The sequence below is a fragment of the Oryzobacter telluris genome (assembly GCF_043099285.1).
Lineage (GTDB): Bacteria > Actinomycetota > Actinomycetes > Actinomycetales > Dermatophilaceae > Oryzobacter > Oryzobacter telluris.
This window is the reverse complement of sequence record NZ_CP170723.1, coordinates 2,671,464-2,683,471: the sequence shown is the minus strand read 5'-3', so window position 1 is coordinate 2,683,471 and position 12,008 is coordinate 2,671,464. Positions and strand designations below refer to the sequence as shown.

General features: G+C 71.0%; 12 protein-coding genes. 8 read left to right on the top strand and 4 right to left on the bottom strand.

Annotation, left to right across the window (positions count from 1 at the left end):
* Nucleotides 1-503 precede the first annotated feature (503 nt).
* The gene (locus ACFLFB_RS12335) at nt 504-1,184 is read left to right on the top strand and encodes a hypothetical protein (RefSeq protein WP_392542476.1); all 681 of its coding nucleotides are present in this window, start codon (nt 504-506) and stop codon (nt 1,182-1,184) included.
* A 50-nt stretch (nt 1,185-1,234) separates the two neighbouring features.
* On the opposite strand, the gene ACFLFB_RS12330 is transcribed toward ACFLFB_RS12335, so the two are convergent.
* Both ACFLFB_RS12330 and ACFLFB_RS12325 read right to left on the bottom strand, forming a co-directional pair.
* Complete coding sequence (locus ACFLFB_RS12330) at nt 1,235-2,470, bottom strand: serine hydrolase domain-containing protein (RefSeq protein ID WP_392542475.1); 1,236 nt, start codon at nt 2,468-2,470, stop codon at nt 1,235-1,237.
* A 59-nt stretch (nt 2,471-2,529) separates the two neighbouring features.
* Nucleotides 2,530-3,132 (bottom strand): GNAT family N-acetyltransferase, encoded by a 603-nt coding sequence (locus ACFLFB_RS12325; RefSeq protein WP_392542474.1) that lies wholly within the window; start codon nt 3,130-3,132, stop codon nt 2,530-2,532.
* A 140-nt stretch (nt 3,133-3,272) separates the two neighbouring features.
* Between ACFLFB_RS12325 and ACFLFB_RS12320 the strand changes: the two genes are divergently transcribed.
* From ACFLFB_RS12320 to ACFLFB_RS12300, 5 genes are all read left to right on the top strand, one after another.
* The gene (locus tag ACFLFB_RS12320; RefSeq protein WP_392542473.1) at nt 3,273-4,118 is read left to right on the top strand and encodes a cobalamin-binding protein; all 846 of its coding nucleotides are present in this window, start codon (nt 3,273-3,275) and stop codon (nt 4,116-4,118) included.
* 308 nt (nt 4,119-4,426) lie between these two features.
* Nucleotides 4,427-4,579 (top strand): hypothetical protein, encoded by a 153-nt coding sequence (locus tag ACFLFB_RS12315; protein ID WP_392542472.1) that lies wholly within the window; start codon nt 4,427-4,429, stop codon nt 4,577-4,579.
* A 55-nt stretch (nt 4,580-4,634) separates the two neighbouring features.
* Nucleotides 4,635-4,796 carry a hypothetical protein gene (locus ACFLFB_RS12310; protein WP_392542471.1) on the top strand — a complete coding sequence of 54 codons (162 nt, stop codon included), beginning with the start codon at nt 4,635-4,637 and terminating at the stop codon, nt 4,794-4,796.
* 386 nt (nt 4,797-5,182) lie between these two features.
* Nucleotides 5,183-5,683: a transcriptional regulator NrdR gene (nrdR, locus tag ACFLFB_RS12305; protein WP_392542470.1), complete on the top strand. Its 501-nt coding sequence runs from the start codon at nt 5,183-5,185 to the stop codon at nt 5,681-5,683.
* Between the two features lie 167 nt (nt 5,684-5,850).
* Complete coding sequence (locus ACFLFB_RS12300; protein ID WP_392542469.1) at nt 5,851-8,817, top strand: vitamin B12-dependent ribonucleotide reductase; 2,967 nt, start codon at nt 5,851-5,853, stop codon at nt 8,815-8,817.
* Nucleotides 8,818-8,983: 166 nt separating this feature from the next.
* Here ACFLFB_RS12300 and ACFLFB_RS12295 read toward each other — a convergent pair whose 3' ends face one another.
* On the bottom strand, nt 8,984-9,418 hold the full coding sequence (locus ACFLFB_RS12295) for an ester cyclase (RefSeq protein WP_392542468.1): 435 nt from the start codon (nt 9,416-9,418) through the stop codon (nt 8,984-8,986).
* Between the two features lie 62 nt (nt 9,419-9,480).
* Between ACFLFB_RS12295 and ACFLFB_RS12290 the strand changes: the two genes are divergently transcribed.
* Nucleotides 9,481-10,146, top strand: coding sequence for a TetR/AcrR family transcriptional regulator (locus ACFLFB_RS12290; RefSeq protein WP_392542467.1), 666 nt, complete (start codon nt 9,481-9,483; stop codon nt 10,144-10,146).
* Between the two features lie 352 nt (nt 10,147-10,498).
* Nucleotides 10,499-11,206 carry an Ltp family lipoprotein gene (locus tag ACFLFB_RS12285; protein ID WP_392542466.1) on the top strand — a complete coding sequence of 236 codons (708 nt, stop codon included), beginning with the start codon at nt 10,499-10,501 and terminating at the stop codon, nt 11,204-11,206.
* 139 nt (nt 11,207-11,345) lie between these two features.
* Here the strand turns inward: ACFLFB_RS12285 and ACFLFB_RS12280 are convergent, their stop codons facing one another.
* Entirely contained in the window at nt 11,346-11,933 is a 588-nt protein-coding gene (locus tag ACFLFB_RS12280; RefSeq protein ID WP_392542465.1) for a hypothetical protein, read from the bottom strand.
* Nucleotides 11,934-12,008 lie beyond the last annotated feature (75 nt).

The following is a 12,008-nucleotide window of genomic DNA, read 5'->3' as shown; positions in this document are numbered from 1 at the left end:
CCGTACGGCCGACCCCTCCATCGACCGGTCCGGCACACCTGTCCCGACGCACGGCCCGTCGCACCGCGAATGCCCGGGACCTGCTGCTATGCGCGAGCAGACTCGCTGCATGAGGAACCGCCGCCGACGCTCAGCCCGACTGCTCCACCACCCGGTCGTCCACTGCGACACCGGCAAGTGGCTCTGGCAGTGCGGCTGTGGGGCGCGTGGCTCCTCGGCCCCCGGAGGTTGGCACGGGGCCCTCACGGCAGCGCTCGTGCACCAGAGCTCGGTGCCTGGCGAGTAGACGCGCCCCGGGGGCACACAGAGGGCTCCCGGGACGTCGACGTCGTCGAACGCGCAGGTGTCTGCTCTCGCCGGGCAGCGCGCGGGCGGCGACACCAACGCACGGGGTCGTGACCGGCTGAGCGGTCACGGCCCCGTGTGCTGTGTCCGGGAATCGACACTGGACATCCCGCGTTGTGCAGTGATGTAATCAAGTAATCACTGCAAGGAGCACCATCATGAAGCACCCCCACCTCCACCCCAGCTCTGGTCCCGACGCCGACGAGCGCGGTCAGCGCGGCTCCGGCCGCGGACACGGTCCCCACGGCTTCGGTCGCGGCCCCCGCGGCGGACGCCCCGGTCCCGGCGGCGGTCCCGAGGGTCGCGGTCGCGGCTTCGGTCGTCCCGGCGGCTGGCAGCAGGGCGACCTCCCCAGCGCCGACGACGCCGAGAAGTGGTTCGCCGGGCGCCTGCCCGAGGGCTGGTTCGACGCCGTCGACGTCACCGTCGACCGCGAGGAGATCACCGTCATCGGCACCCTCTCCGGCGTCGACGCCGGCACCGACGCCGCCGAGGCCGAGGGCCGGATCAGCCGGTTCCGCGCCGAGACGCGCGAGCAGCGCATCTCCATCGCCCAGGAGGCCCAGGGCCGCTACCAGCGCACCGTGTCCTGGGGCGCCCGGGTCGGCGACACCACGGCCCTGTTCACCCACCTCGCCGTCCCGGTGATGACGCGCCTGCGCCAGCCCGAGCGCGCCGTCCTCGACACCCTCGTCGATGCCGGTGTCGCCCGCTCCCGCAGCGACGCCCTCGCCTGGTCGGTCCGCCTCGTCGGCGAGCACGCCGACACCTGGCTCGCCGACCTGCGCGAGGCGATGACGGCCGTCGACGAGCTGCGCGCCAAGGGCCCCGAGCTCTGATCCGCGCCGGGCTCCCCGTCGCCCTCCGCGACGTCGGGGAGCCCGTCGAGTCACTGCCGCGGGACCGCGAAGGGGCCGAGGTAGAGCAGGTCCGCGTCGACGGCGATCGGCATCCCGCCGACCGGGACGCCCTGCGCGACGAACGTGTCGCCACCGACCCGCTCGTGCCGAATGGGCTGCGGCTCACCGAAGGCGGCCGCCTCCAGCAGGAGGTCGTCCTCGCCGTCGGCCGCCAGGGCCACCGGCCCGTACGACCCGGCCAGCTCGCTCGTCGGCCGACCGGAGCGCGGGCGGTCGGCACCCGGCAGTGCCGGCACCCCGAGCACCGTCAGCAGGTCGGGGAGCAGGGCGTCGAAGAGCGCGCTGCCCCCGGGCGGTCCGAGGAGCGGCCCGGCGCTGTTGGCGAGCACGACGAGGGCGGCGTCCTGGTCGGGGAAGCAGCGCAGGAAGGCGCGGTGCCCGCCGGTGTAGCCCGCCCAGCCGAAGGCCGAGTGCTCGCCCCGGCTCCACAGCGCCCACCCCAGCCCCCACGCGTCCGAGATCGTCGCGCCGGGGACCGCCACGTGCGGCCGGCGCAGCTCGCGCACGTCGTCGGGATGGAAGCGGTCGCCGTCGCCGAGGTGGACGGCGGCGTAGTCGAGCAGCTGGTCGGCGGTCGCCCACCACCGCGACCCGGCGGCCGAGGCCGCCTCGGCGTACTCCGACGGCACCGTCGACACAGCCTGTCCGGGCATCGCGACGTGACCGAGCGCGGCCCCGCCGGGCATCCCGAACGTCGTGCCGTCACCCAGCGCGGTCACGGCCAGCTCCTCGAACGACCCACCCGCCCGGCGACGCAGCAGGAGGTCGAGCACCGACCAGTTGGCGTTGCCGTACGAGAACCGGCCCGGCTCGTGGACCGGCGGCATCGACCCGACCCGGTCGACGAAGGCCACGATGTCCTCACCGAGGTCGGGGAGCACGTTCTGCCGCCCGGTGGTGTGCGACATCAGGGCCCGGGGCGTGTCGGACCACAGACCCTCGGCCTGGTCGGAGCAGGGGAGGTCGAGGTCGAGCAGCCCGTGCCGCGCGGCGTCCACGACGAGCAGGGCCGCCAGCGACTTCGCGATCGACCCGGCGTGGAAGGCCGTCGCCGGCTCGACCGCAGCCGACCCCTGATCGACGCCCACCGACCCGACGCACGCCACCACCCGCTCGTCCCCGCGGAGCAGCCCGACCTGCGCCCCCGGGACGCCGAACCGCTCGCACCCCTCCGTCAGCTGCGCGGTGAGGCGCTCGAGGTCCATGCCCGGCGAATCTAGACCCGCGCCGTCGCCCCTGACCAGCACCGATCCGTGGCCGTGCCTCAGCCGAGCACCCGCCGCATGATGATCCGCGGCATCTTGCTCGCCACGGCGTCGGTCGTCCCCACCTCCTCGAACCCGGCGCGCTCGAACATCGGCTTGGTCCCGACGAACGCCATCGTCGTGTCCATCCGGCCCTGTGGGTCGACTGGGTACACCTCGACCACCGGAGCCCCGTTGGCCCGCGCGTACTCCACCGCGCCCTCGATGAGGTGGCGCGTCACCCCCTGCCGCCGGTGCCCGCCGCGCACGACGACGCAGACGATGCTCCACACCGGGAGGTCGTCGAGCGGCCGGATGAGCGTCGACCCGGCAACCCGGGGGATGTCGGCCCGCGGTCCGATGTTGATCCACCCCACGGCCGTCCCGTCGCGGTAGGTGACGACGCCGGGCGGGAGCGGCTGTTCGCACAGCGCCCGCATCGTCGCCTCGCGGTCACCGTCACCGAGCTCGCGGATGTCGGCCTGGCGCACCCGGTGCGACAGGCACCAGCACGAGTCCTTGCGCCGGTTGGGGTTGATGACGTCGGCGAAGTCCTCGAACCGGTCGGGCGTCACCGGGTGCGTCCCCCACCGCACGCCGTCGTCGTCGGTCTCGCGGGTCACCCCCTTCACCCGTCGTGCCGCGGCCTTCCTCGCGCTCCCCGCCATCGCCGACCCCTCCTGCGTCCGTCGCCGTCGTCGTGCGACCACCCAACCACCTCGCGCCGACAGCCGACACCCGGCGGCGCCCGTAGGGTCGACCCGTGCGCATCGTCAGCCTGCTGCCGTCGACGACGGAGATCCTCTTCGCCCTCGGGGCGGGCGACGACGTCGTCGGCGTGACCTTCGAGTGCGACACCCCGGCCGAGGCGAGGACCCGCACCATCGTCTCCACCTCGACACTGCCGGAAGGCCTGTCCCCGAGGGAGATCGACGACGCCGTCGCGAAGGCCGTGGCCGACGGCGAGGACCTCTACCGCCTCGACGCCGGCGCCCTCAGCACCCTCGACGCCGACCTCGTCGTCACCCAGGACCTTTGCGCGGTGTGTGCCATCGACGTGAGCACGGTCGACGACGCCCTGGCCCACCTCGGCTGCACCGCCGACGTCCTCACCATCGACCCGCACACCCTCGCCGACGTCATCGCCTCCGTGGCCACGCTCGGCCGCGCCACCGGACGCGAGGGCGCCGCGGCCTCCATCGTGGCCGACCTTCATGCCCGCCTCGATGCCGTCCGCGCGCGGGTCGCCGGCCGGCCGCGGCCGCGCGTCGTCGTCCTCGAGTGGACCGACCCGCCGTACGCCCCCGGTCACTGGATCCCCGAGATGGTCGAGCTCGCGGGCGGCGAGTGCGTCATCGGCAGGGCGGGGGAGCGGTCCGTGAGAACGACGTTCGATGACGTTGCCGCCGCGCGTCCCGACCTCGTCGTCTGCGCCCCGTGCGGCTACGACCGCGCCGGAGCGCAGGCCCAGGCCGACGCCCTCGTCGCCGCGGGTGCCCTCCCCGCTGGTGTTCCGGTGCACGCCGTCGACGCCAACGCGATGTGGGCCCGGCCGGGTCCGCGCCTCGTCGACGGCATCGAGGAGCTCGCGGCGGTCCTCCACCCTTGACCGGCGCCGGCGTGCCGACGGCACGCCACGTCATCAGGACGGGCGGCGGGAAACGCCTCTGCGACAACGCGTACCCGCCGGTATCAAACGTGCCCCCACTCCCTCCTCCCCGACATGAGGACCACGACCAAGCGGCGGACAGCCCGGCGCAGCCACCACCCGGCCGTCACGTGTGACGCGCTCGGGCGTTGGCACTGGGAGTGCCAGTGCGGCGCAGGGGCCCGCGCTGGGGTGTCCTCGACCGACTGGCACTGGATGGTGACGGCGGCCCTGGTCCACCAGGGCGCCTGCCCGGGGGAGTGAGCTCGATGACGACGAAGCTGACCAGCCGGATGACGACGCGCGCAGTCCGCCGTGCCGACGCCCCCGACCGCCGGGCCGGCGTCATCGGCATCTGCCTGGTGACCGCGGCGCTCCTCGTGGCGGTCGTCGCGCTTGGGATCGTGCCCGTCCTGTTCTGAGGCGAGGGTTGCGCCGGCACTGGCGCACCGGGACCGTCGTCGGGAGACTGGCGGGGTGAGCCAGGACCCCCGCGAGCGTGACGGGAACGACGACCGCCGCTCCCTCGACGCCAGTGGCGCCTTCGCGATGGCCGTGGTCGTCGGTGTCGTCGTCGCGGTCCTCCTGGTCCTGTTCGCGCTCGTCGCGCTCCTCGGCGTCAACCCCTTCTCGGCCTGACCCCGGGCTGTCGGGCCGCCGACCCGGCCCACCACCACATCTAGGGGCCACCCGGGCGACGGTCGACCCCAGATGTGGTGCCTCTGGTGTCACACCAGTCCCACCAGTGGTGCCCCGTCACGCCCGTCAACACGCCGGAAACGCTGGGATCGGCCGCGCGCACCCCCTCTGACCTGCGCAAACAGCCGAACGGCTGAAGTTTGCGGCTCCTGCTTGCATCGCGTCCGCGCGGGAGGCATGATGTCCACAACATCTAGTGGTTACACCGATGTAGTTCATCCACATGTTGTGCACACGAAATCGGGGTTCTCCCCAGGTTGTTCACACCAGTGTCCACCGGTTCGTCCACAGGACGAGCCAGCAACGCCTGAAGAGGAGGTCCCCACGTGCACTGCCCGTTCTGCCGCCACACCGACTCGCGGGTCATGGACAGCCGGACCACCGACGACGGCTCGAGCATCCGCCGGCGCCGTCAGTGCCCCGAGTGCAACCGCCGGTTCACCACCGTCGAGACCGCGAGCCTGTCGGTCGTGAAGCGCTCCGGCGCCACCGAGCCGTTCAGCCGCGCCAAGGTCCTCGTCGGCGTCCGCAAGGCCTGCCAGGGCCGCCCGGTCACCGAGGACGACCTCGCCCTCCTCGCGCAGAAGGTCGAGGAGACCATCCGCAGCGCGGGCAGCGCCGAGATCGACGCGCACGAGGTCGGCCTGGCCGTCCTCGAGCCGCTGCGCGAGCTCGACGAGGTCGCGTACCTGCGGTTCGCGAGCGTCTACCAGGCGTTCGACGACCTCGAGGACTTCGAGGCCGCGATCACCCTCCTGCGCGCCGAACGCGAGGCGACGGGGGAGGAGCCGGCCCGGATGTCGGCCGCGCCCCCGGGCGACGCCTGACCTCGACCGGGCGTCATCGCCCACCCGGCCGGACACCCAGGGGGACCCGGCCACCGCACCATCCGCACCATGAGCACGTCTCCGCAGGTCACCAGCCCTGTCGGACCCCAGCAGGAGAATCGACCACAGGTCGCCACCAGCCCGGAGGGGCAGAAAGAGGGACAGCAATGACCGAGACCGCCGGAGCACGTGCAGGTGCCCGCAAGTCCCCGAAGGGCAAGGGGGTCACCGTCGAGCGCATCTACACCACGCCGGGTGTCCACCCCTACGACGAGGTGACCTGGGAGAAGCGCGACGTCGTCCAGCAGAACTGGAAGACGGGCGTCACCATCTTCGACCAGCGCGGCGTCGAGTTCCCCGACTTCTGGAGCGTCAACGCCTCCACGATCGTCACCACCAAGTACTTCCGCGGCGCCGTCGGCACCCCCGAGCGCGAGACCGGCCTCAAGCAGCTCATCGACCGGGTGGTCCTCACCTACGTCAAGGCCGGCAAGGAGCACGCCTACTTCGGGTCCGACGAGGACGCCGAGATCTTCGAGCACGAGCTGACGTACGCCCTGCTGCACCAGGTGTTCAGCTTCAACTCGCCGGTCTGGTTCAACGTCGGCACCAAGAGCCCGCAGCAGGTCAGCGCCTGCTTCATCCTCTCGGTCGACGACTCGATGGACTCCATCCTCAACTGGTACAAGGAGGAGGGCTTCATCTTCAAGGGCGGCTCCGGTGCCGGCCTGAACCTCTCGCGCATCCGCTCCTCCAAGGAGCTGCTGTCCTCCGGTGGCACCGCCTCCGGCCCGGTCTCCTTCATGCGCGGTGCCGACGCCTCCGCGGGCACCATCAAGTCCGGTGGCGCCACGCGCCGCGCGGCGAAGATGGTCGTCCTCGACGTCGACCACCCGGACATCGAGGAGTTCGTCGAGACCAAGGCGCGCGAGGAGGACAAGATCCGCGCGCTGCGCGACGCCGGCTTCGACATGGACCTCGGAGGCAAGGACATCGTCTCCGTGCAGTACCAGAACGCGAACAACTCGGTGCGCGTCACCGACGAGTTCATGCGCGCGGTCGAGGAGGGCAAGGAGTTCGGCCTCACCTCGCGCAAGGACGGCTCGGTCATCGAGACCGTCGACGCCCGCGAGCTCATGGGCAAGATCGCCAAGGCCGCGTGGGAGTGTGCCGACCCGGGCATCCAGTACGACGGCACGATCAACGACTGGCACACCAACCCCGAGACCGGCCGCATCACCGCGTCCAACCCGTGCTCGGAGTACATGTCGCTCGACAACTCCTCGTGCAACCTGGCCTCGCTCAACCTCCTGAAGTTCCTGCGCGACGACGACACCTTCGACGCGAAGACCTTCCAGAAGGTCGCCGAGCTCGTCATCACCGCGATGGACATCTCGATCTGCTTCGCCGACTTCCCGACCGAGCCCATCGGTGACACCACGCGCGACTACCGCCAGCTCGGCATCGGCTACGCCAACCTCGGCGCGCTGCTCATGGCCACCGGCCACGGGTACGACTCCGAGGGTGGCCGCGCCATCGCCGCGTCCATCACCTCGCTGCTCACGGGTGCCGCCTACAAGCGCTCCGCCGAGCTCGCCGCGGTCGTCGGCCCGTACGCCGGGTACGCCCGCAACGCCGACGCCCACAAGCGGGTCATGCGCAAGCACGCCGCCGCCAACGACGCCGTGCGCACCATCACCACGATGGACAAGGACATCCACCGCGTCGCCACCAAGGCGTGGGACGACGTCGTCAAGCTCGGTGAGAAGAACGGCTACCGCAACGCCCAGGCGTCGGTGCTCGCCCCCACCGGGACCATCGGCTTCATGATGGACTGCGACACCACCGGCATCGAGCCCGACTTCTCGCTGGTGAAGTTCAAGAAGCTCGTCGGTGGCGGCTCGATGCAGATCGTCAACCTCACGATCCCGCGTGCCCTGCGCAAGCTCGGCTACACCGAGGAGACCGTCGAGGCGATCGTCGAGTTCATCGCCGACAAGGGTCACGTCATCGACGCCCCCGGCCTGAAGACCGAGCACTACGAGGTCTTCGACACCGCCATGGGTGCCCGCGCGATCTCGGCCATGGGCCACGTGCGGATGATGGCGGCCGTCCAGCCGTTCCTGTCCGGCGCCATCTCCAAGACCGTCAACCTGCCCGAGACCGCCACGGTCGAGGAGATCGAGGACGTCTACGTCCAGGGCTGGAAGATGGGCCTGAAGGCGCTGGCCGTCTACCGCGACAACTGCAAGGTCGGCCAGCCGCTGTCCGACGGCGGGTCCACCGCCAAGGACGCCGCGGCCGACAAGGCCTCGGCCGCCGTCGCCGCCGCGACCACCGAGATCGTGGAGAAGGTCGTCTACCGGCCCACCCGCGAGCGGCTGCCGAAGCGTCGCGTCTCGCACACGACGTCGTTCGCCGTCGGTGGGGCCGAGGGCTACCTCACGGCCGGCACCTACGAGGACGGTCGCCTGGGCGAGGTGTTCCTCAAGTTCGGCAAGCAGGGCTCCACGCTCGCCGGTGTCATGGACGCCTTCTCGATCGTCACCTCGGTCGCGCTGCAGTACGGCGTGCCGCTCGAGACGTTCGTCGAGAAGTTCACGAACATGCGCTTCGAGCCGGCCGGCATGACTGACGACCCCGACGTGCGGATGGCGCAGTCGCTCATGGACTACGTGTTCCGCCGGCTGGCCCTGGACTACCTCGACTTCGACACCCGGTCGTACATGGGCATCCACTCGGCCGACGAGCGCGCTCGCCAGCTCGAGACCGGCTCGTACGCCCCGGTCGACGAGGACACGGGTGAGGACCTCGAGGAGGAGATCGAGTCCTTCAGCCAGGGCATCGGCGCCTCGTCGAAGAAGTCCGATGAGGCCGCGGCTCCGGTTGCCGCTGCCGCGCCGGCGGGGGAGTCGGGCACCGCGCTCGATGCCTCCACCGTCACCTCGGGCGCCGGTGCGGCCTCGGCCCGTGAGGTCTCCTCGGAGATCCACTCCTCGGCCGACCTGCTGGCGATGTTCGGCGACTCCAAGGCCGCCGACGCCCCGATGTGCATGACCTGCGGGACCAAGATGCGCCCCGCCGGCTCCTGCTACGTCTGCGAAGGCTGCGGCAGCACCAGCGGCTGCAGCTGACGCTCAGTGAAACGACGAGGGCCCGGGCGGAGAGATCCGCCCGGGCCCCGTGCGTCGGCCGAGGCAAGTACTTGTCAAGTCTGCACATCTCGAGAAGGACCCGGGGCTCACCTCGGCGAACGCCCCGAAGACGCGCGTGGTCTGACCCAGCCGCCAGGACGGCGGCTCAAGCGGGTGAGGCGACCGGGGGAGCGGGAGTCGGCAGCACGCCCATCTGCACCATGGCGCCGACCTCGTCGCGCACACCCCAGTGCTCGGCGAGGCGGTCGCCCTCGGTGCGGTAGACGTGGATCGTCTGCATCGTGTACGGCTTCCCGGCAGCGTCAGGGCCGTGGAAGCCCGCGCTCCCGACCCCGGTGGCGTGGGCCCGCACGACGATCCGGTCGTCGGTCTCGATGACGTCGAGCAGCTCGTACCGGATGCGCAGCTCAGCGTGGACGAAGCCGAGGATCTGCGCGTAGCCCTCGGGTCCCGGCGGCAGGGGAAAGGGGGAGCCGTGGTCGACGAAGTCCGCGGTCACGCACTGCGGCAGGCACGACAGGTCGCCGGTGTTGATCGCGTCGAACACGCGCAGGGCGGACTCGTGGGCGGCATTGCCCATGGCAGACTCCTTTTGGTTGGATGGTAATTCCACTGGATTGAGATTCCATCGGAAAGGGAGTCGTGTCAAGATTCCGCACCTACGACAACTCCGCCCGGAGCCGAGCCGCGGCCGAGACGAGGCGCCGCATCCTCGACACGGCTCGCGAGCTGCTGCTCGAGGGTGGCTACCACGCGATGTCGGTGGCGCAGCTGGCGGCGGCCGCCCGGGTCAGCCCCCAGACGGTCTACAACGCCGTCGGTGGGAAGGGCGAGGTCGTCAAGGCCGTCTACGACCTGCTCCTGGCCGGTGACGAGAGCCCCGTCCCGATGAGCGAGCGGCCCGAGTTCCTCGCGATGGCGCAGGCCCCCGACCGAGAGGGGTTCGGCCGCGCCTACGCGGCCTTCAGCGCCTCGATCCACAGCCGGGTCGGGCCGCTGCTGGGAGTGCTCCTCGCGGAGGGTGCAGGCAGCGACGCCACGCTCAAGGAGTTCGTCGCGACGATCGACCGCGAGCGCCTGACCGGCAACACCCACGCCATCGGCCTTCTCGAGCGCAGCCACGGGCTGCCGGCCGGACGCGCTGCGGCCGACCTCGTCGACGAGGTGTGGACCCTCACCGCCCCCGAGGTGTTCGACCGCCTGGTCCGACGACGCGGATGGTCGACGGGGAGGTACGGAGCGTGGCTCGCCGACGCCCTGGCCGCCGCCTGCACCCGCACCGCCGAGCCGGAGCGGCGGGGCCTCTAGGGCAGCTGCGTGCGGGTCGGCAAACGATCGACGGGGTGCCTTGGCGGCGGGCGTCGAGGCAGCGGGGCGGGTCACGGCGAGCGAGTGACCATACCTCTGAGTGAGGGCTTGACACGAAGAACTGGTCAGTCTGACCCTCGAGTTTGCTGTCGTCGTGTCGCGCGGCTCCGCTTGTGGCAGAGGGGTTTCACGAGCCAAACGCGTCCGATCGGTCGGATGATCATGGACGAACGGCTGGCCGAAATCGTGGGGCCGGCCCCGGGCCAGCGCTTACCTTTTCCCCGGGGCTCATGTGAAAACACCATGGGATTCCTGTGCGCCCAATGCCATCACACTCACGAGGAGAGCAATCATGACCAACACGCCAGCCGGCTGGTACCCACAGGCCGACGGCCGTCAGCGCTACTGGGACGGTGCCCAGTGGACCGAGCACTTCGCGCCCGGTGGGACTCAGCAGCCCCAGGCGATGTCTGCGGCAGGCGCGACGGCGATCCCGGCAGGGGCCTCTGCTCGCCCTTGGTTCAAGAAGAAGCGGTTCATCATTCCCGGCGCGCTGGTCGGTCTGGTCATCCTGGGGTCAGCGCTCGGCGGTGGCGGCGACACGCCGGACACCAGCCTTGCCCTCGCCTCGTCGTCACCGACGGCAGCCGCGACGGCTGAGGATGCGGCAGCAACGCCGCCTGCGTCCACGCCTGCCAAGCCCAGCCCGTCGGCGACCACCAAGCCCGCCCCGACGAAGGCTGCGCCCCCGGTGACCACGGCCCAGGCCAACGCTCTCAGGTCCGCCGAGAACTACCTGGGGCTCAAGGGGTTCAGCAAGAAGGGCCTGATCCAGCAGCTGTCCTCGGAGTACGGAGACGGGTTCGCCAAGGCGGACGCCACGTGGGCGGCCGAGCACCTCGACGTGAACTGGAACGAGCAGGCTGTTCGGGCCGGTCAGGCATACCTGGACATGAAGGGCTTCTCGCGTCGAGGACTCATCGAGCAGCTGAGCAGCGAGTATGGGGATCAGTTCACGGTCAAGCAGGCCACCTACGCTGTGAACAAGCTCGGCCTGTAGGCGCGGCCCTCCGTCTGTCAACACCGGCGCGCCTCGGGGCAGGTACGCATCCCCGGCGCCAAGGAGCACTCACGAGGCCCCGGTCGGCTGGTGCCGACCGGGGCCTCGCGTCGCTGACGTCCGCGCTTCGTTGCGCGGGTCAGACGGTGAGGGGGACGCGCTCCATCGCCGGGGCGTCGATGCCGCCGACGCTGTGCGCGTGCCGCATGCCCAGGAGGCCGAGCGCGAGCATCACGGCCGAGCCGATGAGGGCGGCGATCGCGGCCCACATGGCGATGGTGCCGAGCATCCCGAAGGCGTAGGCGTTGAGGAGCATGCCGCGCAGGGTGGTGCCCATGAAGAGCGTCTGGCGCAGCTGGCCGAGGTCGGCGGTCGCCTGCGAGGTGGGGTCGGCCTTCATCGAGGCCATGAACTCACCGGACACCTGCGAGTAGGTGCGACCGTCGGAGGACTCGTCCATGTGCACCTGGATGTAGTGGTCGGCGTAGGCCTTGGCCTGGTCGCCGGTCGTCAGGGGCTGGCCTGCGTACTGGAGGAGGTTGGCCTTCATCGCGGGGGTGGTGAGCGCGGCGGCGGCGGGCATGGTGATCTGCTGCGACGCGAGTTGGTCGGAGACGTTCGACGTGGCGAACGAGGACGCCCACACGAGCAGGCCTCCCGCCACGAGGAGGACGGCGGCGACGATGACGCCGGTCCAGGAGATGAGCTTGTCGAATGAGCTGCGCATGGCGGTCTCGAGTTCTGTTCAGGCCTTCGTGGTGCGGGCCCTTCACGGTGTTCTTCGAACAACCCAAACTACGAC

Coding starts and splice junctions, on each gene's coding strand:
- ACFLFB_RS12335 (WP_392542476.1), top strand. CDS start 504: ATGAAGCACCCCCACCTCCACCCCAGCTCTGGTCCCGACGCCGACGAG.
- ACFLFB_RS12330 (WP_392542475.1), bottom strand. CDS start 2,470: ATGGACCTCGAGCGCCTCACCGCGCAGCTGACGGAGGGGTGCGAGCGG.
- ACFLFB_RS12315 (WP_392542472.1), top strand. CDS start 4,427: ATGACGACGAAGCTGACCAGCCGGATGACGACGCGCGCAGTCCGCCGT.
- ACFLFB_RS12300 (WP_392542469.1), top strand. CDS start 5,851: ATGACCGAGACCGCCGGAGCACGTGCAGGTGCCCGCAAGTCCCCGAAG.
- ACFLFB_RS12295 (WP_392542468.1), bottom strand. CDS start 9,418: ATGGGCAATGCCGCCCACGAGTCCGCCCTGCGCGTGTTCGACGCGATC.
- ACFLFB_RS12285 (WP_392542466.1), top strand. CDS start 10,499: ATGACCAACACGCCAGCCGGCTGGTACCCACAGGCCGACGGCCGTCAG.
- ACFLFB_RS12280 (WP_392542465.1), bottom strand. CDS start 11,933: ATGCGCAGCTCATTCGACAAGCTCATCTCCTGGACCGGCGTCATCGTC.